Annotated in this window: 21 protein-coding genes; 11 read left to right on the top strand and 10 right to left on the bottom strand. The window is 70.6% G+C overall.

Annotated features, from left to right (window positions below):
- Positions 1 to 41 precede the first annotated feature (41 nt).
- Positions 42 to 1,127, bottom strand: coding sequence for a hypothetical protein (locus FHG54_RS05285; RefSeq protein ID WP_139416343.1), 1,086 nt, complete (start codon positions 1,125 to 1,127; stop codon positions 42 to 44).
- Between the two features lie 165 nt (positions 1,128 to 1,292).
- On the opposite strand from FHG54_RS05285, the gene FHG54_RS05280 reads away from it, so the two are divergent.
- Together FHG54_RS05280 and FHG54_RS05275 are read left to right on the top strand one after the other, a co-directional pair.
- Positions 1,293 to 1,853 (top strand): hypothetical protein, encoded by a 561-nt coding sequence (locus tag FHG54_RS05280; protein ID WP_139416342.1) that lies wholly within the window; start codon positions 1,293 to 1,295, stop codon positions 1,851 to 1,853.
- 77 nt (positions 1,854 to 1,930) lie between these two features.
- On the top strand, positions 1,931 to 2,644 hold the full coding sequence (locus tag FHG54_RS05275) for a hypothetical protein (protein WP_139416341.1): 714 nt from the start codon (positions 1,931 to 1,933) through the stop codon (positions 2,642 to 2,644).
- 6 nt (positions 2,645 to 2,650) lie between these two features.
- Here the strand turns inward: FHG54_RS05275 and FHG54_RS05270 are convergent, their stop codons facing one another.
- The 3 genes from FHG54_RS05270 to rpoB form a co-directional block, all read right to left on the bottom strand.
- Entirely contained in the window at positions 2,651 to 3,688 is a 1,038-nt protein-coding gene (locus FHG54_RS05270) for a hypothetical protein (RefSeq protein ID WP_139416340.1), read from the bottom strand.
- 161 nt (positions 3,689 to 3,849) lie between these two features.
- Complete coding sequence (gene rpoC / locus FHG54_RS05265; RefSeq protein ID WP_139416339.1) at positions 3,850 to 7,746, bottom strand: DNA-directed RNA polymerase subunit beta'; 3,897 nt, start codon at positions 7,744 to 7,746, stop codon at positions 3,850 to 3,852.
- Positions 7,747 to 7,789: 43 nt separating this feature from the next.
- Positions 7,790 to 11,281 (bottom strand): DNA-directed RNA polymerase subunit beta, encoded by a 3,492-nt coding sequence (gene rpoB, locus FHG54_RS05260; protein ID WP_139416338.1) that lies wholly within the window; start codon positions 11,279 to 11,281, stop codon positions 7,790 to 7,792.
- Between the two features lie 270 nt (positions 11,282 to 11,551).
- Between rpoB and FHG54_RS05255 the strand changes: the two genes are divergently transcribed.
- Positions 11,552 to 12,304: a spermidine synthase gene (locus FHG54_RS05255; RefSeq protein WP_139416337.1), complete on the top strand. Its 753-nt coding sequence runs from the start codon at positions 11,552 to 11,554 to the stop codon at positions 12,302 to 12,304.
- A 54-nt stretch (positions 12,305 to 12,358) separates the two neighbouring features.
- Entirely contained in the window at positions 12,359 to 13,213 is an 855-nt protein-coding gene (locus tag FHG54_RS05250) for a spermidine synthase (RefSeq protein WP_139416336.1), read from the top strand.
- A 40-nt stretch (positions 13,214 to 13,253) separates the two neighbouring features.
- On the opposite strand, the gene FHG54_RS05245 is transcribed toward FHG54_RS05250, so the two are convergent.
- Positions 13,254 to 13,916, bottom strand: a complete 663-nt coding sequence (locus FHG54_RS05245) for a hypothetical protein (protein ID WP_139416335.1) — start codon at positions 13,914 to 13,916, stop codon at positions 13,254 to 13,256.
- Positions 13,917 to 14,105: 189 nt separating this feature from the next.
- On the opposite strand from FHG54_RS05245, the gene FHG54_RS05240 reads away from it, so the two are divergent.
- Together FHG54_RS05240 and FHG54_RS05235 are read left to right on the top strand one after the other, a co-directional pair.
- Complete coding sequence (locus FHG54_RS05240; RefSeq protein ID WP_168197116.1) at positions 14,106 to 15,308, top strand: sensor histidine kinase; 1,203 nt, start codon at positions 14,106 to 14,108, stop codon at positions 15,306 to 15,308.
- Complete coding sequence (locus FHG54_RS05235) at positions 15,305 to 16,030, top strand: response regulator (protein ID WP_338025694.1); 726 nt, start codon at positions 15,305 to 15,307, stop codon at positions 16,028 to 16,030. Before FHG54_RS05240 ends, FHG54_RS05235 begins: the two co-directional genes overlap by 4 nt.
- A gap of 45 nt (positions 16,031 to 16,075) precedes the next feature.
- Here the strand turns inward: FHG54_RS05235 and FHG54_RS05230 are convergent, their stop codons facing one another.
- Genes FHG54_RS05230 through FHG54_RS05220 form a run of 3 tightly spaced genes read right to left on the bottom strand, consistent with a single transcriptional unit; the run spans position 16,076 to position 18,332 of the window.
- Positions 16,076 to 16,936 (bottom strand): 5-oxoprolinase subunit C family protein, encoded by an 861-nt coding sequence (locus FHG54_RS05230; protein ID WP_139416333.1) that lies wholly within the window; start codon positions 16,934 to 16,936, stop codon positions 16,076 to 16,078.
- On the bottom strand, positions 16,933 to 17,559 hold the full coding sequence (locus tag FHG54_RS05225; protein ID WP_139416332.1) for a 5-oxoprolinase subunit B family protein: 627 nt from the start codon (positions 17,557 to 17,559) through the stop codon (positions 16,933 to 16,935). Before FHG54_RS05225 ends, FHG54_RS05230 begins: the two co-directional genes overlap by 4 nt.
- Positions 17,556 to 18,332 carry a LamB/YcsF family protein gene (locus FHG54_RS05220; protein WP_139416331.1) on the bottom strand — a complete coding sequence of 259 codons (777 nt, stop codon included), beginning with the start codon at positions 18,330 to 18,332 and terminating at the stop codon, positions 17,556 to 17,558. The genes FHG54_RS05225 and FHG54_RS05220 overlap by 4 nt, the downstream gene beginning before the upstream one ends.
- Positions 18,333 to 18,418: 86 nt before the next feature.
- Here FHG54_RS05220 and FHG54_RS05215 point away from each other — a divergent pair, with 86 nt between their 5' ends.
- The 3 genes from FHG54_RS05215 to FHG54_RS05205 are packed head-to-tail and all read left to right on the top strand — an operon-like array spanning position 18,419 to position 20,783.
- Positions 18,419 to 19,600, top strand: a complete 1,182-nt coding sequence (locus FHG54_RS05215) for a PQQ-dependent sugar dehydrogenase (protein ID WP_139416330.1) — start codon at positions 18,419 to 18,421, stop codon at positions 19,598 to 19,600.
- 26 nt (positions 19,601 to 19,626) lie between these two features.
- Positions 19,627 to 20,124 carry a SprT-like domain-containing protein gene (locus FHG54_RS05210; RefSeq protein WP_139416329.1) on the top strand — a complete coding sequence of 166 codons (498 nt, stop codon included), beginning with the start codon at positions 19,627 to 19,629 and terminating at the stop codon, positions 20,122 to 20,124.
- Positions 20,125 to 20,171: 47 nt separating this feature from the next.
- Positions 20,172 to 20,783: a CGNR zinc finger domain-containing protein gene (locus FHG54_RS05205; protein WP_168197115.1), complete on the top strand. Its 612-nt coding sequence runs from the start codon at positions 20,172 to 20,174 to the stop codon at positions 20,781 to 20,783.
- A gap of 84 nt (positions 20,784 to 20,867) precedes the next feature.
- Here FHG54_RS05205 and FHG54_RS05200 read toward each other — a convergent pair whose 3' ends face one another.
- Together FHG54_RS05200 and FHG54_RS05195 are read right to left on the bottom strand one after the other, a co-directional pair.
- Positions 20,868 to 21,443: a hypothetical protein gene (locus FHG54_RS05200; protein WP_233437881.1), complete on the bottom strand. Its 576-nt coding sequence runs from the start codon at positions 21,441 to 21,443 to the stop codon at positions 20,868 to 20,870.
- A 49-nt stretch (positions 21,444 to 21,492) separates the two neighbouring features.
- Complete coding sequence (locus tag FHG54_RS05195; RefSeq protein WP_139416327.1) at positions 21,493 to 22,746, bottom strand: hypothetical protein; 1,254 nt, start codon at positions 22,744 to 22,746, stop codon at positions 21,493 to 21,495.
- Between the two features lie 100 nt (positions 22,747 to 22,846).
- Here FHG54_RS05195 and FHG54_RS05190 point away from each other — a divergent pair, with 100 nt between their 5' ends.
- On the top strand, positions 22,847 to 23,389 hold the full coding sequence (locus FHG54_RS05190) for a hypothetical protein (protein ID WP_210415474.1): 543 nt from the start codon (positions 22,847 to 22,849) through the stop codon (positions 23,387 to 23,389).
- 308 nt (positions 23,390 to 23,697) lie between these two features.
- Positions 23,698 to 25,245: a DEAD/DEAH box helicase gene (locus FHG54_RS05185; protein ID WP_139416326.1), complete on the top strand. Its 1,548-nt coding sequence runs from the start codon at positions 23,698 to 23,700 to the stop codon at positions 25,243 to 25,245.
- The last annotated feature ends 39 nt before the right edge of the window (positions 25,246 to 25,284 follow it).

Raw genomic sequence — 25,284 nt, 5'->3', positions numbered from 1 at the left:
TGCCCTCCGCCTTCGGTCACTCGTGCTTCACTCATCACTCGTCAGGCGCCGACCCGATCGAACACCGAGAGCAGCGGTCGGAGCAGCCCGCCGTCGGCGGCCGCATCGTCTTCGACCGGCACTGCGGGCGGGACGAACACGGGCACGCCCTGCTTCGACTGCTTCGGCGGCGCGATCGGCGCCGTGCCGGCGCCGGGCTCGGTCGCACCGGCCGGTACAACGGTGACCGAGCCGAAGCCGCGACCGCCATCGGCCGTCGCCACCTGGAACGAGAACTGATCGGTGCCGCCGTCGCCGCGGTACTCGGCGGTGCCGTCGGCTGCGCAGCGCACCTGCCCCCGAACGGGGTTGCCGCAGCCGACGACGATCAGCTCGCCCCCTCCGAGCGGGAAGGCGAGCTCGTTCAGGTCGACGCTCGCCCCGCCTTCGACGAGCTCGACGACCACGTCTGCGGTGGCCAGCGGCCGGTCGACCGGGTCGAGGATCGAGACACCGAGTTTCGCGTCGGCCGACCATGAACCGAAGTCGTCCGCGAAGCGGAAGACGAGTTCGACGGGACCTCGGGCATCTGCCGCGGCACGGAACACCAGGTGCGTCGGGGTCGCCCAGAGTGAACCGGCGCTCGCGGGCTGCACGGCGACCGCGCGCAGGTTGCCGCCGGTGTCGCTGCACACCTGGCACTCGAGTCCGAGGTCGGAGATCGGGATGCGAAGCAGCGAACCGGCGGGAGCGGGGCGCAGCTCGGAGCTCGGCGTCGCCGTGGGCACCGCCGGCGGTTCGAGTACCACTTGGTACACCGTCGTCGTGGTGATGCGTCCGTCGCTCAGCGACAGCCGCAGCGCTGTGGCACCTGCATCCGGGTCGTACACGGGGGCGGCGAGCGAGATCTTGCCGGCTTCGCAGGCGGTGACCAACGGGGTCGCGGCGAGCGGTGCGGCGCAATCGGTGATGGACCAGGGAGCGGCGATGTCGATGGAGGCGGTGCCGAGGTAGGGGATCGCCACGCGAGCGGGGTCGGCGTCGGGCTGCGCAGCAGCAGTTTCAGCGGCGCGCGCGGAAGACGCCGGGAGCAGCGTCGCGAACATCATGAGGAAGACCACGGCGATCGCCGGGAGTCGTCGCACCATGCCCACGCTCATCCTCTCCAGCACTGTCCGATGGGCGCCCGGCCGAGCAGGCGCACCGATATAGCATGGTACGCGGTCGCGCGACCATCACGGCGCGACCGGGCGAATACCGCCGCACCGAACACCCGCGCCCGTACTCCGGGCACCGAAGGCTGGAGCCGAGAGATGACCGACCGCCTGACCGCGATGTCATCGACGGCGACCGGGCGAGCGACGGTCGGCGACGCCGCCGGCCAACCCAAGCTCGGTGGCCGCGGAGGAGACCGCGCGCTCGGCAACGGCGGTTCGGTGCTGCCCGAACTCACCGAGGCGCCGGAACGTGTGCGGCGATGGTGGCTGCAGCCTGCCTTCATCGTCTCGGTCTGCCTCACCTTCCTCGCCCTGGCCGCACTCGCTGCCTGGCTCATCGTCTCCGCCCTCACCGACTCGAACGTGAAGGTCTCGGCTCTCTCGGCGAGCACAGAGTCCGGCAACCTGCGCCTCGACTGGTCGGGCCCCGAGGCCGACTACGCGCTCTTCGCCGTCTCCGGCGATGGCACCGCGAGTGACCTCACCGGTTTCGTGACCGGCACCGAGGCGTGGCTGCCCGCCGCTGCCGGGCTCTACGACGACCGCACCTGCTTCGTGGTGCGGCCCGCGGGCGATCAGGGCGAGGTGTCGCTCGACGCCGGCACCGTCGCCGGCCAGAAGGGCGCGAGCATCTGCGCGGCGGACGCCGCATCGTGACCGCGCCCCGCAGCGCAGCACTCCGCACGGCACGCGCGCACACCGCGGGTCGTCGCGTCCGGGGTGTCGCTCTCATCGTGGCCGCACTGACGGCCTCGGCACTGCTCACCGCCTGCAGCACGCCGCCCGAGCTGCCGGCAGCGCCCGAGGGCATCGATGCCGGATCGTTCGACGGCGCATCCGGCAACGGGCTCTGGCTCGCTCCGACCAGTGAGATCGCCTCGATCGTCGTGCAGTCGATGCACGAAGCCGGGGCGGTGTCGATGCACGGCACTGTGCACGAGTTCATCACCACAGAAGATGGTGGGTCGTTGCCCGGCCGCATGCTGACGATCGACTACACGGGCCGACCGGCCGGCTATCTGGCGCACTTCATCTCGGGCGCCCTCGAGACGCGGCTGCTCGTCGAAGACGGGAGCACCCGGGTGTGGGGCAACGACGCCTCCGCCGCTTCGAGCGGGCGCCCCGAACTGACGGCCGTGCAGTGCACGGTCGGCACCGATCCGGCCGTCGCCCAGTGGGCGCCGTTCACCGAGCCGGCCGCGCTCCTCGACGAGGTGTTGTCCGGCGCACAGCTGTCGGTGGCAGCTCCCGACGACGACGACGCCACGCTCGCGGTGCAGATCGGCTCGTCCGAGGCGATGGTGGGTGTGCTCACGGTCGAACGATACGGTCCGCCGCTGCCGCGTTCGCTCAGCATCGCAGAGCTCGGGGGCGACACCGAACTCGCTTTCACGGCGTGGGGTGAACCCGTCGACCTCGACGCCGACGCCGTGCTGCCCTGCGGCTGACCGGGCTCAGCGCACTTGCGGCCCGGCCGCGAGTTCACGGTCGTACGCCTCGAGCGCGAGGCGGTTGCGCTCGGTGACGGTGCGGCCTCGCGCGGCGATCCAGCCGCCGAGCCAGATCGGGATCTCGCGAGCGATGACGGCCGCGATGATCGCGAAGGGGTCGAGCCAGCGCTGCGAGATGAACTCCTGTGCCTGGTCGAGCGTGAGCGTCCAGGCCTGCACTGCGAGGAGCGCCCCGCCGATGTACGCGAAGTAGACGACGACCCCGACGAGCAGGCCGAACACCGCGTAGGTCCACCAGGGCCCGCGGTTGACGATCGCAGCAAGCAGGGCGAAGCCCACGAAGAAGGCGACGACCGGAACCCAGAACGTGGGCTCGATGAGGAACTCGCCGATGCCGATCGCCTCGCCCGCCGGTGCGCCGTAGCTCACGTAGAGCGCGTAGGCGATGGCGGCGTAGAGCACGCCGAACGCCACCGTGCCGATGAGGGCGACGAGCACGCCGAACCCCCGGTTGCCCTTCGTCTTCGGAGGCGTGGGAGCTTGCACGTAGATCGTCTGCGGCCCCGGTTGCGGAGCGACGTACAACGGTTCAGGCGTCTCGGCGAGCGTCGCGGCGCCCGTGCCTGCTGCGACGGTCGAGGCCGGCACGTAGGTCTCGCGTCGCACGGCGTCGGCGGCGACGGGGTCGGCGGGTGCCGCGGCATCCGCGTCGTCGATTCCGTCGGCGTCATCGGGCGCGGGGTGTGCGCTCGCCCGTTCGACCGCCTCGTCGAGGCGGGAGGTCGCGGCATCGGGTTCCGCCGTGTCAGAGACCGGAGCAGCTGGTTCGGCGGGCGATTCGGCGTCGGGCTCGTCGATCGCGCCCGTCTCGCTCGGTGCTGGCTCGTCGATCGCGCCCGTCTCGTTCGGTGCGGGCTCGTCGACCTGGCTCGCCTCGCTCCCGTCGCCGGCCGGAGCGGAAGCGTCGAGGTGGTCGTCGTCGATCGGATCGGACTGCTCGCCGTGGCCTTCCGGGTCGTTGCCGGGAGTCGTGCTGCTCATGGTCGCGCTCCTTCCGGGCATCCTCGTACCCGTGATCGGCCAACTGTAGCAACGGCGAGGGCCGGATTCCGGGAGCGCGCACGGCGCTTCGCGGAGCATTCGGACGAGCGAACGAGACAGGGCCCCGGATTGCTCCGAGGCCCTGTCGTCGTATCGGCTGATCAGCTGTAGTTGCCGGGGGTGAAGTCGTCGCTCGAGAACGCGTCGAAGTCGACGAAGCTCAGGTCGCCCTCGGGGAACGCCGCGTCGTCGGTGAAGATGCGGTTCGGGTAGCGCTCCGCCTTCGCCTCCTCGGTCGCCTCGACCGCGACGTTCCGGTACTTGCCGAGGCCGGTACCCGCCGGGATGAGCTTTCCGATGATGACGTTCTCCTTGAGCCCGACGAGCGGGTCGGACTTGCCCTCCATGGCGGCCTGCGTGAGCACGCGGGTCGTCTCCTGGAAGGACGCGGCCGACAGCCACGACTCGGTCGCGAGCGAAGCCTTGGTGATACCCATGACCTCCTGGCGGGCCGAGGCGGTCTTCTTGCCCTCGGTCAGCGCCGTGCGGTTGATCCCGTTGTACTTCAGCCGGTCGACGAGCTCACCGGGCAGCAGGTCGGTGTCGCCGTGGTCGACGACGGTGACCTTGCGAAGCATCTGGCGCACGATGACCTCGATGTGCTTGTCGTGGATCGGCACACCCTGCGAGCGGTAGACGTCCTGCACGCCGTTGACGAGGTGCTTCTGCACTTCGCGCACACCCTTGACCCGGAGGACTTCCTTCGGGTCGACGGTGCCGACGATCAGCTGCTGACCGAGCTCGACGTGCTGTCCGTCTTCGACCAGGAGGGTCGAACGCTTGAGCACGTTGTACGCGATCGGCTCGTCGCCGTTGTCGGGCGTGAGGATGACCTTGCGCTGCTTGTCGGTCTCGTCGATCGTGATGCGACCGGGGGCCTCGACGATGGGCGATGCACCCTTGGGGGTGCGCGCCTCGAAGAGCTCCTGCACGCGGGGCAGACCCTGCGTGATGTCGTCGGCCGAGGCCGAACCACCGGTGTGGAAGGTACGCATCGTGAGCTGCGTGCCGGGCTCACCGATCGACTGGGCCGCGATGATGCCGACGGCCTCGCCGATGTCGACGAGCTTGCCGGTCGCGAGCGAGCGGCCGTAGCACTTCGCGCAGACGCCGACGGCGGACTCGCAGGTGAGCACGGAGCGCACCTTGATCGTCTCGACCTCTGCGGCGACGAGCTTGTCGATGAGCACGTCACCGACGTCTTCACCGGCCTCGGCCACGACCTCGCCCTTGGCGCTCACCGCGTCGGCCGCGAGGCTGCGGGCGTAGACCGCGTTCTCGACGTTCGGGTCGCGCACGAGCGCCCCCGAGGCATCCGTCGTCGCGATCGGCAGCTCGAGACCCTTGGTCGTGCCGCAGTCGTCTTCGCGGATGATGACATCCTGCGAGACGTCGACGAGACGTCGCGTGAGGTAGCCCGAGTCGGCCGTACGGAGGGCCGTGTCGGCCAGACCCTTGCGGGCACCGTGCGTCGCGATGAAGTACTCGGCGACCGAGAGGCCCTCGCGGTAGCTCGAGATGATCGGGCGAGGGATGATCTCACCCTTCGGGTTGTTCACGAGGCCTCGCATGCCGGCGATGTTGCGCACCTGCAGCCAGTTACCGCGAGCACCCGACGTCACCATGCGGTTGATGGTGTTGTCGGTCGGGAAGTTCTCCTGCATGGCCTTGGCGACCTCGTCGGTGGCCTTGGTCCAGATCTGGATGAGCTCCTGGCGACGCTCGAGGTCGGTCGTCAGACCCTTCTCGAACTGGCCCTGCACCTTGGCGGCCTGCTTCTCGTACTTCGAGACGATCTCGCCCTTGTTGGGCGGCGTCAGGATGTCGGAGAGCGCCACGGTCACGCCCGAACGGGTCGCCCAGCGGAAGCCGGCGTCCTTGATGCGGTCGAGGGTCGCGGCGACCTCGGTCTTCGGGTAGCGCTCAGCGAGGTCGTTGACGATCTCCGAGATCTGCGTCTTGCCCACCTGCGCGTTGACGTAGGGGTAGTCGACCGGCAGTGCCTCGTTGAAGAGCGCACGGCCGAGGGTCGTCTCGAACAGGTACGGCTTGCCCGCCACGATGTCGTCGGGGGTCTCACCCTCGGCGAAGTGGAGGCCCTCGAGACGGATCTTGACCGTGGCGCCGAGGTCGAGCGCGAGCTCGCCCGGACGGTTCTGGTCGAACGCGAGGATGGCCTCGGACAGCGACGAGAACGCACGGCCCTCACCTGCGGCGCCGGGGCGACCGGTCGTCAGGTGGTGCAGGCCGATGATCATGTCCTGCGTGGGCAGGGTGACCGGACGACCGTCGGACGGCTTCAGGATGTTGTTCGACGCGAGCATCAGGATGCGCGCCTCGGCCTGCGCCTCCACCGAGAGGGGGAGGTGCACGGCCATCTGGTCGCCGTCGAAGTCCGCGTTGAACGCAGCACACACGAGCGGGTGGAGCTGGATCGCCTTGCCCTCGACGAGCTGCGGCTCGAAGGCCTGGATGCCGAGGCGGTGCAGCGTCGGTGCACGGTTCAGCAGCACCGGCCGCTCACGGATGATCTCTTCCAGCACGTCCCAGACCTGGGGGCGCGAACGCTCCACCATGCGCTTGGCGGCCTTGATGTTCTGAGCGTGGCTCAGGTCGATCAGGCGCTTGATCACGAACGGTTTGAAGAGCTCGAGGGCCATCTGCTTGGGCAGACCGCACTGGTGCAGCTTCAGCTGCGGGCCGACGACGATGACCGAACGGCCCGAGTAGTCGACGCGCTTGCCGAGCAGGTTCTGGCGGAAGCGGCCCTGCTTGCCCTTGAGCATGTCGCTCAGGGACTTCAGGGCGCGGTTGCCGGTACCGGTGACGGGGCGACCGCGGCGGCCGTTGTCGAACAGTGCGTCGACGGCCTCCTGCAGCATCCGCTTCTCGTTGTTGACGATGATCTCGGGAGCGCCGAGGTCGAGCAGACGACGAAGACGGTTGTTGCGGTTGATCACACGACGGTAGAGGTCGTTGAGGTCGGAGGTCGCGAAGCGTCCACCGTCGAGCTGGACCATCGGGCGAAGCTCCGGCGGGATCACCGGCACGACGTCGAGCACCATGGCGGCCGGCGAGTTGCCGGTCGAGAGGAACGAGCTGACGACGCGCAGACGCTTGATCGCGCGGATCTTCTTCTGGCCCTTGCCATCGGCGATCTGCAGGCGCAGGTCGTCGGCCTCGGCGGCCAGGTCGAAGGCCTCGAGACGCTTCTTGATGGCCTCGGCGCCCATGTAGGCGTCGAAGTACATGCCGAAGCGGTCCTGGAGCTCGTGGAAGACCGAGTCCTCGGGCTTGAGGTCGCCGACCTTGAGGGTGCGGAAGTCCTCCCACACGCGCTCGAGGTGCGCGACCTGCTCGTCGCCCGACTTGCGGACCTGGGTCATCTCCTTGTCGGCGGCAGCCTCTGCGCGCTTCTTCTGGTCGGACTTGGCACCCTCTGCCTCGAGTGCGGCGAGGTCCTCCTCCTTGCGCGCCATCAGCGTCGCGATGCGGGCATCGCGCTGGTCGCCGATGGTCTTGATCTCGAGCCGGAGCTCGTTCTCGAGGCCGGGCATGTCGGCGTGACGACCCTCTTCGTCGACGTCGATCACCATGTAGGCGGCGAAGTAGATGACCTTCTCGAGGTCTTTCGGTGCCATGTCGAGCAGGTAGCCGAGACGGCTGGGCACACCCTTGAAGTACCAGATGTGCGTGACCGGGGCGGCGAGCTCGATGTGGCCCATGCGCTCACGGCGCACGGAGGACTTGGTGACCTCCACGCCGCATCGCTCGCAGACGATGCCCTTGAAGCGCACGCGCTTGTACTTGCCGCAGGCGCACTCCCAGTCGCGGCTCGGGCCGAAGATCTGTTCACCGAACAGACCGTCCTTCTCGGGCTTCAGGGTGCGGTAGTTGATGGTTTCAGGCTTCTTGACCTCACCGTAGGACCACTTGCGGATGTCCTCTGCGGTGGCCAGGCCGATGCGAAGCTCGTCAAAAGTCGTTGCGTCGAGCAATTTCTCTCCTTGGAAAGTTTCTGTATTCGTCTACTGGCCTGGCTCAGATTTCGTCGATGTTCGACGACTCGAAGCGCGCGGAGATGTTGATGCCGAGCTCTTCCGCAGCACGGAAGGCCTCGTCGTCGGTGTCACGGAGCGAGACCGCGGTGCCGTCGGCCGAGAGCACCTCGACGTTCAGGCAGAGCGACTGCATCTCTTTCATGAGCACCTTGAACGACTCGGGGATGCCGGGCTCCTGGATGTTCTCGCCCTTGACGATCGCCTCGTACACCTTGACGCGGCCGAGGATGTCGTCGGACTTGATCGTGAGGAGCTCCTGCAGCGCGTATGCGGCGCCGTAGGCCTGGAGCGCCCAGACCTCCATCTCACCGAATCGCTGGCCGCCGAACTGCGCCTTACCACCGAGCGGCTGCTGGGTGATCATCGAGTACGGGCCCGTCGAGCGTGCGTGGATCTTGTCGTCGACGAGGTGGTGCAGCTTCAGGATGTACATGTAACCGACCGAGACCGGGTACGGGAAGGGCTCGCCCGAGCGACCGTCGAAGAGCTGCGTCTTGCCGCTCGAGTCGATCATTCGTTCGCCGTCGCGGTTGGGGAGCGTCGAGTCGAGCAGACCCGCGATCTCCTCCTCGAGGGCTCCGTCGAACACCGGGGTCGCGACCTTGGTGCCCGGCGCGGCCTCGTGTGCTTCCTTCGGGAGCTTCTTGGCCCATGCCGGGCTGCCGTCGACCTTCCAGCCCTGCTTGGCGACCCAACCGAGGTGGGTCTCCAGCACCTGGCCGAAGTTCATGCGGCCGGGGATGCCGAGCGGGTTGAGGATGACGTCGACGGGGGTTCCGTCGGCGAGGAACGGCATGTCTTCGACGGGCAGGATCTTCGAGATGACGCCCTTGTTGCCGTGACGACCGGCGAGCTTGTCGCCCTCGGTGATCTTGCGCTTCTGGGCGATGTAGACGACCACGCGCTGGTTGACGCCCGAGCCGAGCTCGTCGTCACCGTCTTGCGCATCGAACACCTTGACCGCGATGATCGTGCCGCGCTCGCCGTGGGGAACCTTCAGCGAGGTGTCGCGAACTTCGCGGCTCTTCTCGTTGAAGATCGCGCGGAGCAGACGCTCTTCGGCCGAGAGCTCGGTCTCGCCCTTCGGCGTGACCTTGCCGACGAGGATGTCACCGGGGCGGACCTCGGCGCCGATGCGGATGATGCCGCGCTCGTCGAGGTCGGCCAGCAGATCGGGGCTGACGTTCGGGAGGTCACGGGTGATCTCCTCCTTGCCGAGCTTCGTGTCGCGGGCGTCGACCTCGTACTCCTCGATGTGGATCGACGAGAGCACGTCGTCCTTCACGAGGTTCTGGCTGAGGATGATCGCGTCCTCGAAGTTGTGACCCTCCCACGGCATGAACGCCACGAGGAGGTTCTTGCCGAGCGCGAGCTCGCCGTTGTCGGTCGCGGGGCCGTCGGCGATGACCTCGCCGACCTCGACGCGGTCGCCCGAGTTCACGAGCACGCGGTTGTTGTACGACGTGCCCTGGTTGGAGCGGTCGAACTTGCGCAGGAAGTAGGTCTGCGTGCCGCCGGCGTCGAGCTGCACGGTGACCGAGTCGGCCGAGACCTCTGCGACGACACCGGCCTGGTCGGCCGTGATGACGTCTCCGGCGTCGATGGCCGCGTAGCCCTCCATGCCGGTGCCGACGAACGGCGAGTCGCTGCGCAGCAGCGGCACCGCCTGACGCTGCATGTTCGCACCCATGAGGGCGCGGTTCGCGTCGTCGTGCTCGAGGAACGGGATGAGCGAGGTGCCGACCGACACCATCTGGCGCGGTGAGACGTCCATGTAGCCGATCGCGTCAGCCGGAACGAGGTCGACCTCGCCGCCCTTCTTCCGGGCGAGCACGCGATCTTCGGTGAAACGACCGTCGGACTTCAGCGGCGCGTTGGCCTGGGCGACGACGTAGTCGTCTTCCTCGGAAGCCGTGAGGTAGTCGATCTGGTCGCTGACCTTGCCGTCGACGACCTTGCGGTACGGCGTCTCGATGAAGCCGAACGAGTTGATGCGCGCGAACGACGCGAGCGATCCGATGAGGCCGATGTTCGGGCCTTCCGGGGTCTCGATCGGGCACATGCGGCCGTAGTGCGAGGGGTGGACGTCACGGACCTCGACGCCGGCGCGGTCGCGCGAGAGGCCGCCGGGGCCGAGCGCGGAGAGGCGACGCTTGTGGGTCAGACCCGCGAGCGGGTTGTTCTGGTCCATGAACTGCGAGAGCTGCGAGGTGCCGAAGAACTCCTTGATCGCGGCGACGACGGGTCGCACGTTGATCAGGGTCTGCGGGGTGATCGCCTCGATGTCCTGCGTCGTCATGCGCTCGCGGACGACGCGCTCCATGCGGGACAGACCGGTGCGCACCTGGTTCTGGATGAGCTCGCCCACCGCGCGGATGCGACGGTTGCCGAAGTTGTCGATGTCGTCGACGTCGAGTCGCAGCTCGACCGCCTTGCCGGCGCGGCGGCCGGGCAGGGTGGTGCGCTCGTCGTGCAGCGCGACGAGGTACTTGATCGTGGCCACGATGTCTTGCACCGTCAGCACCGAGTCGGTGAGGGGTGCCTCGAGGCCGAGCTTGTTGTTGATCTTGTACCGGCCGACCTTCGCGAGGTCGTAGCGCTTCGGGTTGAAGTAGAAGTTGTCGAGGAGCGCACGCGCGGCCTCGGCAGCGACCTGCTCGCCCGGACGGAGCTTGCGGTAGATGTCTTTGAGCGCCTCTTCCTTCGTGAGGATGTTGTCCTTCTCGAGGGTGAGGGCGATCGACTCGTAGCCGGCGAACTCTTCGAGGATCTCCTCGGAGGTGAGGCCGAGGGCCTTGAGGAAGACGGTGACGGACTGCTTGCGCTTGCGGTCGATGCGCACGCCGACCTGGTCGCGCTTGTCGATCTCGAACTCGAGCCAGGCGCCGCGGCTCGGGATGACGCGGGCCGAGTAGATGTCTTTGTCAGACGTCTTCTCGGGGGTGCGCTCGAAGTAGACGCCCGGCGAACGCACGAGCTGCGAGACGACGACACGCTCGGTGCCGTTGATCACGAAGGTGCCCTTGGGGGTCATGAGCGGGAAGTCGCCCATGAAGACGGTCTGCGTCTTGATCTCACCCGTGAGGTGGTTCATGAACTCCGCGTTCACGTACAGCGGTGCTGAGAAGGTCTTCGACTTCTCCTTGCACTCGTCGATCGTGTACTTCGGCGGCTCGAGCTCGGGGTTGGTGAACGAGAGCTGCATGGTCTCGCCGAGGTCCTCGATCGGGGAGATCTCCTCGAAGATCTCCTCGAGGCCGGTGGTCTCGGGCAGGTCTTGACGGCCGGCCGACTTGCCCTCGGCGAGGCGTGACTTCCACGCGTCGTTGCCGACGAGCCAGTCGAAGCTCTCGGTCTGGAGGGCGAGCAGGTCGGGTACCGTGAGGGTGTCGGTGACCTTGGCGAACGAGAGACGGCTTGCACCGCGTCCGTTCTTGGGGGTGGGCGTGGTCGCGTTGCGCGCAGCAGCCAAGTGAGTAACCTCCATGGCCCCGTCGGGCCGGTTCACTGTCGGTAGCGGAGAGTGGAACCCCTCAGACGAGTGCGGATGCCGAAGACCTCAGGATCTCGACACGCACAGAAGCCGACCGCAATATGAAGGCATGGTGGGTCTGGGAGCGCAAAGGTTAACTATATGCTGCCGATCGCCGCGTGTCCAGTCGAATCTTGATTTGTCTCCGGCTCTCCGGTATAACCCGTTCCCGCACCCGGTTCGGCGGCCCGCGCATGGCACGATTCAGGCATGAATCGGCGCATCGAGTTCGAAGCCGACGTGTTCTCGTCGAACGGGCTGACACTGCTCGTCGACGGCACCGCGCAGTCGCACGTCGATGCGGTCGACCCGACCCGGTTGTTCTTCGAGTACACGCGCCGCGTCGGTCACGTGCTCGACGCGCTCGGTGCTCCCGGGGCACCGCTGCGTGCGGCGCACCTCGGCGGCGGCGCCCTCACGCTCGCGCGGTATGTCGCGGCCACCCGCCCCGGTTCCTCGCAGGTCGTGGTCGACATCGACCGCGAAGTGCTCGAGGCGGTGCTCGTTCGTCTGCCGCTGCCCGGTGACGCCGACATCGAGTTCGTCGTCGGCGACGCGGCATCCGTCATCGACACGCTCACCGCATCGTTCGACGTCGTGATCGTCGACCTCTACCGCCGCCTGCAGCCGCCCGCGTTCGTCGAGACCGCCGCATTCATGGGCGGATGCCTCAGGCTCCTCGCTCCTCGAGGCGCACTCGTCGTCAACGTGGCCGATGCCGCGGGGCTCGTTCGGCTTCGCGGCCAGACCCGTGCGATCTCGAGGTCCGACCCAGGTGCGCAACTGCTCGTCGCGGGCGACCCGAGCATGCTCTCGGGCGCCGAGGAGGGCAATGCCGTGGTCGTCGCCGCCCCGGATGGCCTGCCCGACGGTCTCGGCGAGCGACTGCTCGCGCTCGGGCCGCATCCGGCCGAGGTGCTCGAGGGCGACCGCCTCGACTTCGTGCTGTGGGGCGCGTGCTGACGGCGAGCGCGTTCGGCCGGAGCATGAGCAGCACCGCGCGGTAGCGTGGCATCCGTGTCAGAGCTCGAACGCCGCCTCGCCGCCAGCGGGCATCTCGCGCGGCTCGAGGAGTCGCGGCAGTCGCCGGGCTCGTGGACGCTCTACGTCGACGGCACGCCCCAGTCGCACGTCGAAGTCGACCGACCCGACTGGCTCGGCTTCGAGTACGTGCGCCGCATCGGCCATGCGATCGACCTCGTGCGACCCGAGGGGCAGGCGATCACGGCGGTGCACCTCGGCGGCGGCGCGCTCACGCTCCCCCGCTACGTCGCGGCCACGCGACCCGGTTCGCGCCAGCAGGTCGTCGAGCTCGAATCCGATCTCGTCGAGTTCGTGCGCGAGCACCTGCCGCTGCCCCGAGGCGCACAGGTGCGCGTGCGGCACGGCGATGCCCGAGCGGTGCTCGCGAAGCTGCCGGCCGGGCTCGACGGCGCGGTCGACATCGCGATCGTCGACATCTTCTCGGGCGCCCGCACACCCGCGCACGTGACGAGCACCGAGTTCTACGGGCTCGTCTCGCCGCGCCTGGCACCGGGCGGCATCGTCGCCGTCAACGTCGCCGACGGCGCGGGCCTCGCCTTCGCCCGCTCGCAGGCCGCGACGCTCGCGCACGTCTTCGAGCACCTGGCGATCGCCGCCGACACCTCGATGTTGAAGGGGCGCCGATTCGGCAACGTCGTGATGTACGCCTCCCACGACGAACTGCCCTTCGCGGGCCTGCCGCGTCGCCTCGCGAGCGACCCGGCGCCGGCGAAGCTCGTCGACGGCGAAGAGCTTCGCCGGTTCATCGCCGGCGCACCGGTCGTGACGGACGCCACAGCCGTGCCGTCACCGCCGCCGGCGCGCTCGGTGTTCCTCTCGAAGCCGTGAATCAGTCCTTGCGGCGGGCTCCGAGAACGACGGATCAGGATCAGACGGACGCGGGCTCGACCGCGCGTCGCGCAGCGACCTCCGCCTCCTTCGCCGTCATCCAATCGCGTAGATCACTCCGGAAGACGACCACGGCGATCGCGCCGTAGCCGACGAGGAGAAGGGCGGCCGATCCGAGCATCGCCCAGAGGCCGATGCCGCTGAGGAAGAACTCCACCACGACCCAGCCGAGGAGCACGATGCCGATCCAGGTCGCGCCGAGTGCGGCCCGGAACAGCGCGATCGCGAGCACGATGACACCGACGACCGCGCCGACGAGGCTCACCATCGACAGCGCAGCGGCCGGCCCCTGCAACGCCGCCTCGACCGCGGCCGGCGCGCCGTCCGCACCACCTGCGAGGACGAGCGAGATACCGGCGAACGCCGAATGGCCGACGGCGCCGAGGATGGTCAGCAACGCCGCGATGGGTGCGAGCACCGGCGTGCGGTCGCGGAGCAGGTGTGCGACGCCGATGATGCCGACGACCAGGGCTGCCTGGGCAGCGAGGAAGGCGTAGGCGGAGACGACCGCGGCGAGCGGCGAAGCGCCGTCGCCCGACCCGTCGAGCGGGGGCGCGGTGAACACGAAGACGACCGACAGCACCGCCCAGAGGGCGAGGCAGACGGCCGTGACGAGACGGTGGAACGAGGCGAGGCGGAACATCGGAACTCCTTCGGTCAGTGCCGGCGGGTCGCCGGTCGATGCCCGAAGTTAGTGAGGTTCCGTGGCAGGCGGATCCCCCGCGCGGCCAGAGCTCGGTGACTGCCGTCGCTGCCGGCATCGACTCGGGTCGATGCCGGGATCGACCGCGGGATGACGCGCGCACGGCCGGCATGGCGCTACCGTGAGGCCATGGAACGGCGACGGTTCTGGCACGGGCTGCAGGATGCCGCGCTCGCACTCGCCCTCGCCTGCGCCGGCGTCGCCGAGGCCTTCGGGCTCATCGAGTCCGTGCTGGGCGACGGATCGCCGGTCGTGAGCTCGATCGGCGTCGTGCTCGCCGCGGCGCTGCTCTCTCAGCGTCGGCTGCGCACCTGGCTCCTGCCCGGCGTATTCGTCGTCTGGCTCGTCATCGGGGTGCTCACCCTCGGGCACATGCAGTCGCTGTTCTGGGGCCAGCTCGTACCGTTCGTGCTCGCCCTGTACAGCCTCGCGCGGCACGGACGCGGTCGGCTGCCGTGGATCGGCGCCGGAGCGGCGGCCACGGCGCTCCTCCTCGCCGATGTCTTCCTCCCCGTACTGCAGGGGGCGGATGAGATCGTCTTCCACTGGACGGTCTGCGCCGTCGGGTTCGCCGCGGGCTGGGGACTGCGCACCTCCGAGGCCCGGGCCGTCGCTGCGGCGATCAGGGCGCGCGCTGCCGAGACCGAGGCACGCGAGCAGGCCGAAGCGGCCGTCACTGCGGAACGGTCCCGGATCGCCCGCGAACTGCATGACGTGCTCGCGCACTCGGTCAGCGTAATGGTCGTGCAGGCCGGCGCCGCCGAGCAGGTCGTCGATGAGGATCCCGAGTACGTGCGCGGCGCACTCGCCGCGATCCGGGTGGCCGGCACGAGCTCGCTTGACGAGGTACGCCGCATCGTCTCGCTCCTCCGCGAGCCGGATGCCGCCGACGGTCTCGCACCGCAGCCCGACATCGCCGCGATCGGCGAGCTCGTGACCGCGGCGAGGTCCACCGGCCTCGAGGTCGACCTCGAGATGTCGGGCGCGCACGAGGACGTGCCGCCGGGGCTCGGGCTCGCCGCCTACCGTATCGTGCAGGAGGCGCTGACGAACGTGCGGAAGCACTCGGGCGCCCGACGCGCGCAGGTAGCCGTGCGCTGCGACCCCGAATCGCTCACGATCGAGGTCGTCGACTACGGCACGGGCGCCGCGGGCGGCTCGGCAGTACCAGCAGCACCTGGCACCTCAGGAGCGCGGGACGCCTCTGCCGGGCCCGGCCACGGCCTCATCGGCATGCGGGAACGCGCCGCGATCTACGGCGGGCGGCTCGATGCCGGCGCATCCGCCGATGGGTTCCTGGTACGCGCGGTGTTCCCGCGGGCGGCGACGTGAAGCCCGCCGACGCGCGTCATGTGGATGGCACGCCGGATGCCGACCGCACGACTGACGCCGCGATCCGGGTGCTCGTCGTCGACGACCAGTACCTCGTTCGCGCGGGGTTCCGTCTCATCCTCGAGCGGGCCGGCTTCGACATCGTCGCCGAGGCCGCCGACGGCATCGAGGCCGTCGAACAGGCAATGGCGACCCGGCCCGACGTTGTGCTCATGGACGTGCGAATGCCACGACTCGACGGCATCGAGGCGACGCGCCGCATCGTCGCCCTGCCGGGACCCGCGCCACGCGTGATCGCGCTCACGACGTTCGACCTCGACGAGTTCGTGTACGGCGCGATCCGCGCAGGGGCATCCGGATACCTGCTGAAGGACATCTCACCCGCCGGTCTCGTGAACGCAGTCCACGTCGTGGCGGCCGGCGAGGCCATGCTCGCACCGGCGGTCATCGGTCGCATGATCGACCGATATGTGCAGCAGCAACCCGTCGCCGAACTGATGCGCGAGCGTCTCGACGAATTGACCGAACGCGAGACGGCCGTCGCGACGCTCGTCGCCCGGGGCCTTCCGAACGCGGCGATCGCCGCGCGGCTCTTCCTCAGCGAGGCGACGGTGAAGTCGTACGTGTCGCGGCTGCTCACGAAGCTCGCGCTGCGCGATCGAGTGCAGATCGCCGTGTTCGCGTACGAGTCGGGGCTCGTGCGGGTCGGGGACGAGTCCTGACGCAACGCGCCGCGCTCGCCGCTCACTCGTCGCCCCGGCCTGCGTTCACGCGTGGCGGAAGCGCACCGCCTGGCCGGGTCGGAGCTGGGCGACCGCGTCGAGCGACGCGCGAGCGACGATCGCGATGACGGGGTAACCCCCGGTGACCGGTCGGTCGGCGAGCAGGATCGTCGGCTGCCCGTCGCCCGCGACCTGGATGGAGCCGGGCACGGTCGCCTCGCTCGGCAGCTCGCCCGGGCGGATCCGGTCGAGCGCCGGCCCGACGAGCCGGGCGCCGATGCGGTCGGCCTGCTCCGAGAGAGCCCACTCGGTCTCGAAGAGCGCGGCGCGCGAGGCATCCGTGAACCAGTCGGCCCTCGGCCCGGCGTGCAGTGCGAGGGTCACCGCCCCCTGCGGCGGCGGGAACGCGACGTCGTTGCCGACGACCGGCACGGATGCCTCGGGCTCCGCGCCGATCTCGAGCACGCTGCCCGGGCCGACGGGGTCGGGGCCGAGCGCGGCGAGGGTGTCGCGCGAACGCGAGCCCAGCACTGCCGGCACGTCGAGTCCGCCGCGTACTGCGAGCAGGTAGCGGATGCCGCGTTCGGCCGTGCCGACCTCGAGCACCGCTCCGTCGGGGGCGCGGACCGCCGTGTACGGGGCGATCGCGCGACCGTCGAGCCGGGTGCCCCCCAACGCGCCAGCGATGGCGAACCACACCTCGCCCTCGAAGCGCGCGCGGAAGCCGCCGACGAGGAGTTCGAGCCCCGCGGCATCGTCGGGGTTGCCGACGAGCCGGTTCGCGAGCGAGAGCGCACCGCGATCGAGCGCCCCCGAAGCGGCGACCCCGAGATGCGCCAGTCCCGGGCGGCCGAGGTCCTCGACGAGCGCGAGGGCGCCGGGCTGTTCGACGTGCAGGCGGCTCATGACGCATCGACCGCCTCGAAGCGGATGCGTCGGCCGGGAGCCAGCAGGGCCGGCTCATCGGCCGACGGGCTCCACAGGGTCGCGTCGGTGCGGCCGATCAGGCGCCAGCCGCCGGGGCTCGGCCGCGGGTACACGCCGCCGAACGCCCCGGCGAGCGCGACGGCACCCGCCGGCACGCGGGTCCGCGGCGCGTCGAGCCTCGGCACCTCGAACGGCCAGTCGTCGCTCACGAGATAGCCGAATCCCGGAGCGAAGCCGATGAACGCGACCCGCCACTCGGCCGCCGAGTGGCGGGCGACGAGCGCTTCGGGCGAGACGGCGAGCGTGGCCGCGGTCTCGGCCAGGTCATCGCCGTCGTAGACCACCGGGATCGTCGCGGGGGCCGGCCCTACCGCGTCGACGACGGCACCGGCGGTGATGCGACGCACCCAGGTCGCCGCCGACTCGAGCGGCAGTCGCCCGGGATCGATCGCGACGAGGATCGTGCGAGCGGCCGGAACGAGCTCGACGAGACCCTGCGGCGGGTCGGCGGCGAGCGCGTCGTGCAGCGCGAGCACCTCATCGAGGCTGTCGCACTCGACGAGCAGCGCCGCGTCTCCGCTCGGCAGGAGGCGGCGGCTCACGCGAACGCCTCGATCTCGAACCCGGCACCCTCGAGCGCTGCCCGTACGGCTCGGGCGATCGCGACGGCCCCGGGGGTGTCGCCGTGCAGGCACAGCGAGTCGGGTGCGAGCTCGACCCTGCTGCCGTCGTCGGCGGTGATGCCGCCGGTCTCGGCGATCTCGAGTGCCCGATCGGATGCCGCGGCGGGATCGTCGACGACGGCACCGGGCTCGCCGCGCGGCACGAGCGAGCCGCCTGCCGCATAGCCCCGGTCGACGAAGGCCTCTCGGGCGTAGCGGAGCCCCGCGGCATCCGCTGCCCTGACGATCGCGCCCGACGGCTGGCCGAGCACCGTGAGCGCCGGGTCGAATGCCGCGACAGCCTCGGCGAAGGCGTGGGCGGCCGACTCGTCGGCGGCGAGGCGGTGGTAGAGCGCGCCGTGCGCCTTGACGTATCGCACCCGCGTGCCGGCGGCGCGGGCGGTGCCGTCGAGCGCGCCGAGCTGGGCGAGGAGTTCGGCGGCGATCTCGGTGGGAGTCGCGTCGAGATCGCGACGGCCGAACCCCGCGAGGTCGCGGTAGCCGGGGTGGGCGCCGAGCGCGACGCCGTGGCGTGCGGCACGGCGTGCACTCGCGAGCATCGTCACCGGGTCTCCAGCGTGGAACCCGCAGGCGATGTTCGCGCTCGAGACGAGGGCGAACATCGCCTCGTCGTCGCCGAGGCGCCACGCTCCGAACGACTCTCCGAGGTCGCTGTTCAAGTCGATGCTGTGCACATCGTTCTCGGCGGGCATGCTCCCATTCTGGCGCGGACTCGGCGCAGACCGGGATACTTCGGGGCAGACTGAGGTGGTCGGGGCAGACGGGGGCGGGAGGAAGAATGCCACGCACTCGGGTCGCATCGCAGCTCGGCCTCTCGTTCGCGCTCGCGCTCGCCGCGTCGCTCGCACTCGCGGCGTGCGCGCCGGCTCCCCCGCTGCCGACGCCGACGCCGCTGCCGAGCCCGACGACCCCGCCGACGACCGTACCCGCCTCGCCCGCGCCGCCCGTGCTGCAACCCGCGGGTGCCCCCGAACCGATCGCCTCGGGACTCGAAGCGCCCTGGTCGATCCTCGTGCTGCCGAGCGGCGGTGTGCTCGTCAGCGAGCGCGACCGCGGCGACATCGTCGAGGTGCTGCCCGACGGCTCGCTGCGTGTCGCGGGCGTCGTACCGGGCGTCGCGGCCGGCGGCGAGGGCGGGCTGCTCGGGCTCGCGTTCCTGCCCGGCGACGGCACACGGCCAGATCGCGTCTACGCGTACCACACGGCCGAATCCGACAACCGCGTCGTGCGGATGCCGCTCACCGGTGCACAGGGCGCGCTCGCGCTCGGAGCACCCGAAGACGTGCTGACCGGCATCCCCCGCGGCGCGGCGACGCACAACGGCGGTCGCATCGCCTTCGGGCCCGACGGCCTGCTCTACGTGACGACCGGCGACGCCGGCGACCCGAATGCCGCGCAGGACCCGGCGTCGCTGTCGGGCAAGATCCTGCGGGTGACGCCCGACGGCGCCGCAGCGCCGGGCAACCCGTACAGCAACGCCGTGTGGTCGCTCGGTCACCGCAACCCGCAGGGCATCGCGTGGGATGCGAACGGCGAGCTGTGGGCCGCAGAGTTCGGCCAGAACAGGTGGGACGAGCTGAACCGCATCTCGCGCGGCGCCAACTACGGATGGCCGATCGTCGAGGGCGTCGCGGGCGACCCGCGTTTCGTCGACCCCGTCATGCAGTGGTCGACGTCGGAGGCGAGCCCGAGCGGTCTCGCGGTGATCGGTGACACGCTCTTCCTCGCGGCGCTTCGCGGCGAACGCCTCTGGGCGATCGCGCCCGCGACCACCGGCGGCGCACTCGCAGCGACGCCGTGGTTCACCGGCGAACCGGGTCGCCTCCGCGACGTCACGCCTGGGCCCGACGGGTCGCTGTGGCTGCTCTCGAACAACACCGACGGGCGCGGCTCGCCGAGCGACGGCGACGACCGGCTGTACCGGGTGCCGCTCGCACCTGCAGATTCCCCTCCCCAGTGACGGCCGTCGGGTCTATTCTCTCTCTCATGGCGGATCTCGAACGGGTGCGACGGTGGGCCGAGGCGCTCATCGTGCTGCATCTCGACGCCACTGCCTGGAGCTTCGCGTTCGACAACGCGAAGAAGCGGGCCGGTCTCTGCAACTACACCGACAAGCGCATCTCGGTCTCGCGCTACCTCGCTGCGCGGTACGACGACGACGAGATCCACCAGATCCTCCTGCACGAGGTCGCCCACGCGCTCGCCGGGTCGCGCGCAGGCCATGGGCAGAAGTGGGCCTCGATCGCCTCAGACCTCGGCTACGTCGGCCGGCGCACCCACGACGGCGAGGTCGCGCACGAACTCGCACCGTGGGTCGGACGCTGCCCGGCCGGCCACGAGCACTTCCGCTACCGCGAGCCGCGACGCCAGTTGAGTTGCGGGTTGTGCCGGCGCGGGTTCGACCATGCGAACCTCATCGTGTGGCGTCGCCGCGAGATCACCCCCGCGGTGCGTCGCAGGGCCGCGAGCGCCGCAGCCGAGTGACGGGTCGCGGGTCGGCCGCGTGCGCCGTCACCGGCTAGATTGTTGGCGTGCCCGTCTCAACCGTCTCAATCGCCGTCGGGCAGTGGATCTCCACAGGAGACGACGTTCGCTGGTGGTTCGATTCGGGCTCGTTCGCGCTCGACTTCGCCTACACCGGTCGCATCGGCGGGCTGCGCAACGTCGAGCAGTTGCACGCGCCCGACGACCTCTCGAGGTGGCTGCACGAGCGCTTTCCCGTGGCGGTCGGCGTCGCTCGGTCGCGCGACCTCTTCGACGCGGTCGGCCTGCGCGACGCGATCAGTCGCATGGCGATCGCCGCGAGCCGTGACGAAGCCGTGCGCGCCGCCGACATCGACATGGTGAACCTCTATGCGGCCACGCCCGACGTGCCGCCGTCGCTCGCCGGCGGCACGCGCCAGGCCGGCCGCTCCGTGCAGACCGTGGCGCAAGCGCTCTCGACGATCGCGCGTGACGCCGTCGACCTCTTCGCACCCGTGAACGCGCTGCGCATCCGCTGCTGCTCCGGCGCAGACTGCGCGGTGGTGTACCTCGACACCTCGCGGGCCGCGAGCCGCCGCTGGTGCTCGATGCAGCGCTGCGGCAACCGCGCGAAGGTGCGCGCGCACCGCGCTCGCAAGGCCGGGAGCGTCGTGGTCTGAGCACGACCGGCGTGCCGCCGTTCGGCCGCCTTCCCGCGCGACGGGCACGTCACGGTCGATCAACGACGGGCACGTCACGGTCGATCAATCGGAGGATGCCTCGGCACCGCCCCTGAGCACGCGGGCCGCGTCGCTCGCATCGAGTGCCGCAGCCATGTGAACCGCGTCGACGCCCAGGCCCGATGCCGCCGCGGCGCGGCCCGCCGTCGACGCCGAGGTCAGGTGCCGTACCGCCCGGCGCAGCCCGCCGAACGCCGATGCCGCGACGGCGGCCTCCGGTGAGGTGTCGTCGATGCCGAGCGCGGCGAGCGCGTCGATGACGGCACCGGCGCCGAGCAGGTCGTCGGCGGCGAATCCCGCCTCGGCGTCGCCCGCAGCGACGATTGCGAGGAAGGCCCTGCGACCGAGCCGCTCCTGCTCGGCGAGGATCCACCGGGCGGTCGCCGTGGCATCGACCAGCCCCGCCTGGAGCACCGCGGCGGGCTCGGGTGCGAGACCGATGAGCTCGGCGGGCGAGCGCGACGACGCGGCATCCGGCAGCACGTCGACCCACACGACGATGTCGACGCCCTCGGTGACGCGCGCTGCGCCGCGGCCGCCCCAGTCGAATCGCACCTGGTACGTGGACTGGGCGACGGGATCGGGGCTCTGCGCGTTCACCCGCACAGGCTATCCGCTGCGCGCCCCGCCTGTTCCACGTGTCGTCACGTCAGTACCCGCGGTAGAGGGCGAGCGCCTCGGCGTCGCTCGAACGCGACGTCGAGCGGCGCGCTGCATCGAGCGCGGCGACGGGGTCGGGCTCCTGCCTGGCGATGATGAGTTGACGCTCGGCCTCGGCCAGTCGAGTGCGAGCCTCGGCGCCGATGGCATGACCGCCGCGCTCGATCGCGGAGCGCGCGACCCGCAGCTGACTCTCGGCGATGGCCATCGCCCCGCCGAGCGCACCCCGCGCGCCGTCGAGCCGGCCCTGGGCGTTGCGTGCCGCTGCGCGGGCGACCTCGAGGCGGTCGCGGCAGGCCCGGATCCGGTCACGATCGGCGAACGGATCCCCTGCGAGCTCGGCACGGCCCGCCATCGCCGCCGAAGCCGCGCCGATCACGATTCCGATCGCATCGGCGGCGTCCGCATCCTCCTGCGCGTCGCGCTCCCGCCGCGCCGCGACGAGCTCGCGATCGAGCGCCGCGGCCTCCTCGGCGGCTTCCTGCTGCGCAGCGGCGAGCGAGAGTTCGACCGAGTCGATCTCGTCGAGGTCGCGGCCTGCTCGGTCGAGCCGATCACCCGCGGCACCGAGGAGGTCGGCGGTCGGCTTCGAGCGGCCGAGCCGCACCTCGGCCTCGTCGAGCGCGCCTCCGGCGCCCGCGAGGGCCGTGTCGACGCGGGTGGCCGCCGCCCGCGCGGGCGCCAGTGCCGACTCCGCGAAGCGCGTCGCGAGCCGGCCGAGCATGGCGCCGGCCTCGATGCGTCGGCGTTCCAGCCGTTCGACATCAGCGCGGAGCGCCGGCAGCTCCTCGTGGGCGCCGCGCTCGGTACGCCGCCGCACGGCGAGCGCAGCCTCGGCGTCGTCGAGTGCCCCGACAGCCGAGGCGCAGAGGCCGTCGATGCGGGCGCTCCAGGTGCGGCGTTCGGCGGCGGTGTCGGCCTCGGCGTCATCGAGGCGCTGCTGCAGGATGAACGCCTCACGCATCCAGCCGTGCGCCGAGTCGAGTGCGCTCCGCAGGGCCCGCGCCGCGTCAGGGCCGAACTGGGCCTCGGCGAATGCGAGTTCACGCTCGGCGTCGCGCACCGCGTTGTCGGCCCGCACGATGTGCCCCTTCGCCCTGGCTTCGACGTCGGCACCGTCGGCGAGCGCCGCCTGCTCACGCCGGGCGCCGAACCGCCGCAGTGCCACGACCGCACCGGTGAGCACGACCGCAGCAGCGGCGAAGACGAGGAGGGATGGCAACCACCAGAGTCCGTCGGGCATGTGCGGGAGTCTAGGCGTTCAGTGCGGACGCACCCCGAGGAGTGGCTCCGAATCCGGCGCGGCGCTTGGCCGCGGCATCCGGCCGCCCTACTCTCGGCTCATGCGGGTGCTCTTGAAACTCACGCTCGACACGACTCCGGATGCCGCGTGGCGGGCGCTTCGGAGCCCGGCCGTGCTGCGCGAGGTCGTCGCCCCGTGGCTCGACTTCGAGTCGGTCGAGCCGGGCGGTCTGCCGACGATGTGGCCCGACGGCCCGCACCGGTTGCGGGTGCTCGCCTTCCGCCGCTTCGCGGTCGGCGAGGAGCGCGTCGAACTGACGAGCCCCGGCGGCCTGCCAGAGGGGGTGCGGATGCTCCGTGACGGCGGAAGCCCGCTGACGGGCCCGTTCGCCGCCTTCGGCAGCTGGGACCACCGCATGGCCGTCTCGGCGCTGCCCGACGGCCGCACCCTGTATCGCGACCAGTTGCGCGCAAGCGCCGGGGCGCTCGACCCATTGGCCTGGTACCCGACGTGGGCGTTCTGGCAGTGGCGCGGCCTGCGGCTGCGGCAACTTGCGCCGAGCTGGCGGTTCGACCCGCCGGGCACCGCCGACGTGAGCCCGCCCACCCACTCTTCCGGGCCCACCCACTCTTCTCAGGAGTAATGGTCGTCGCGGCGGTCGAAACACGGCGTGTCGCGGCCGAATCCAGCAGAATCTCCCCAAAACTCCTGAAAACGGTGGTGTTCAGGGAAATGGCGCGGGCATCCGCTAGACTTTCCCACGGTGTGCGCGACGACCGCGCCGCCCGCGTCGTAGAAACGCTTTCCGGGCACTGTGCACTCACAGTGGCCCGTTGACTCTCATACGGCGAACGGATGCGCCGACCGGCGCCTTCGCCAACACCCACCGCCGGGCCAGACCTTCCGTTCGCGGAAGACCGACCGGCGGTGTGCTCTGCCTGAAAGGCACCAATGACCGACATCACCTTCAGCACGCTCGGCGTGCCGGCTCCACTCGTCGCGGCCCTCGCCGCCGACGGCAAGACCACCGCGTTCCCGATCCAGGTCGACACGCTGCCCGACACGCTCGCCGGACGCGACGTGCTCGGCCGCGGCAAGACCGGCTCGGGCAAGACCATCGCGTTCGCGCTGCCCATGGTCGCCCGCCTCGGCACCAGCCTCGCCGGCGGCCGCCGCCGCCCGGGCCGGCCGCTCGCACTCGTGCTCGCACCCACCCGTGAGCTCGCCACGCAGATCGACGCGGTGCTCGCGCCGCTCGCCGCCGCCTACGACCTGAAGACCACGACGATCTTCGGCGGCATCAACCAGAAGCGCCAGGTCGACGCGCTGCGCGGCGGCGTCGACATCGTCGTCGCCTGCCCCGGCCGCCTCGAAGACCTCATGAAGCAGGGCTTCGTCACGCTCGACGCGATCGAGATCACCGTGCTCGACGAGGCCGACCACATGGCCGACCTCGGCTTCCTCCCGGTCGTCACGCGCATCCTCGACAAGACCCCCGCCGACGGCCAGCGCCTGCTCTTCTCGGCCACGCTCGACAACGGCGTGGACAAGCTCGTCAAGCGCTTCCTCCACAACGAGGTGCTGCACTCGGTCGACGAGGCGACCTCGCACGTCGCCGCGATGACCCACCACGTCTTCGAGGTCGCCGACGTCGACGCCAAGAACGACCTCGTGAAGACCCTCGCGAGCGGCACCGGCCGCCGCATCCTCTTCATGCGCACGAAGCACCACGCGAAGAAGCTCGCGAAGAAGCTCACCGAGCAGGGCATCCCCTCGGTCGACCTGCACGGCAACCTGTCGCAGCCGCAGCGCGACCGCAACCTCGCCGCATTCTCCGACGGTTCGGCCAAGGTCATGGTCGCAACGGATGTCGCAGCGCGCGGCGTGCACGTCGACGACATCGAGCTCGTGATCCACGTCGACCCGCCCATGGAGCACAAGGCGTACCTGCACCGCTCGGGCCGCACGGCTCGAGCCGGCAGCGAGGGCGACGTCGTCACCATCAGCCTGCCCGCACAGAAGCAGGACCTGAAGACCCTGCTCCGCAGGGCCGCGATCACCGTCACTCCGCAGCAGGTCACCGCGACCTCGCCGGTCGTGACGACGCTCGTCGGAGAGGTCGCCCCGTACGTGAAGCCGGCGCCGCGCGCCGCGGTGACGCAGCAGGGCGGCGGTCGCTCACAGGGCGCCAATGCCCAGCGCAAGCGCGCCGCACGCGACGAGCGCGGCGGCGAAGCCCGCACGGGCCGCGGTCGCGGTCGCGGCGGCAACGGTGGCCAGTCGGATGTCGCGGGCGCACCCCGCCGCGACCGTTCCGGTCGCCCGGCCGAGGCACGTGCCAACGCGCCGAAGCAGGGCGGTGGCCAGGGCCGCGGTGCGCAGACGACGGGCGCGCAGCGTTCGACGGGCGGCCGTTCGGGCGGCAAGGCGCCGCTGCGCGTCGGCAGCCTCGTCTCGCCCTCCGGCAACTCACGCGGCAATCGCCGCGCCCAAGGCTGAGTCGCACGCACCGATGAGCGGCCCCGACGAGTTCGCGTG

This window comes from Agromyces laixinhei (assembly GCF_006337065.1).
In the GTDB taxonomy this organism is placed as follows: Bacteria; Actinomycetota; Actinomycetes; order Actinomycetales; family Microbacteriaceae; genus Agromyces; species Agromyces laixinhei.
The sequence above is the reverse complement of the archived record's forward strand: the minus strand, read 5'-3'. Positions and strand labels throughout refer to the sequence as shown.

Coding starts and splice junctions, on each gene's coding strand:
- FHG54_RS05285 (WP_139416343.1), bottom strand. CDS start 1,127: ATGGTGCGACGACTCCCGGCGATCGCCGTGGTCTTCCTCATGATGTTC.
- FHG54_RS05280 (WP_139416342.1), top strand. CDS start 1,293: ATGACCGACCGCCTGACCGCGATGTCATCGACGGCGACCGGGCGAGCG.
- FHG54_RS05270 (WP_139416340.1), bottom strand. CDS start 3,688: ATGAGCAGCACGACTCCCGGCAACGACCCGGAAGGCCACGGCGAGCAG.
- FHG54_RS05255 (WP_139416337.1), top strand. CDS start 11,552: ATGAATCGGCGCATCGAGTTCGAAGCCGACGTGTTCTCGTCGAACGGG.
- FHG54_RS05245 (WP_139416335.1), bottom strand. CDS start 13,916: ATGTTCCGCCTCGCCTCGTTCCACCGTCTCGTCACGGCCGTCTGCCTC.
- FHG54_RS05240 (WP_168197116.1), top strand. CDS start 14,106: ATGGAACGGCGACGGTTCTGGCACGGGCTGCAGGATGCCGCGCTCGCA.
- FHG54_RS05230 (WP_139416333.1), bottom strand. CDS start 16,936: ATGAGCCGCCTGCACGTCGAACAGCCCGGCGCCCTCGCGCTCGTCGAG.
- FHG54_RS05220 (WP_139416331.1), bottom strand. CDS start 18,332: ATGCCCGCCGAGAACGATGTGCACAGCATCGACTTGAACAGCGACCTC.
- FHG54_RS05215 (WP_139416330.1), top strand. CDS start 18,419: ATGCCACGCACTCGGGTCGCATCGCAGCTCGGCCTCTCGTTCGCGCTC.
- FHG54_RS05210 (WP_139416329.1), top strand. CDS start 19,627: ATGGCGGATCTCGAACGGGTGCGACGGTGGGCCGAGGCGCTCATCGTG.
- FHG54_RS05195 (WP_139416327.1), bottom strand. CDS start 22,746: ATGCCCGACGGACTCTGGTGGTTGCCATCCCTCCTCGTCTTCGCCGCT.
- FHG54_RS05190 (WP_210415474.1), top strand. CDS start 22,847: ATGCGGGTGCTCTTGAAACTCACGCTCGACACGACTCCGGATGCCGCG.
- FHG54_RS05185 (WP_139416326.1), top strand. CDS start 23,698: ATGACCGACATCACCTTCAGCACGCTCGGCGTGCCGGCTCCACTCGTC.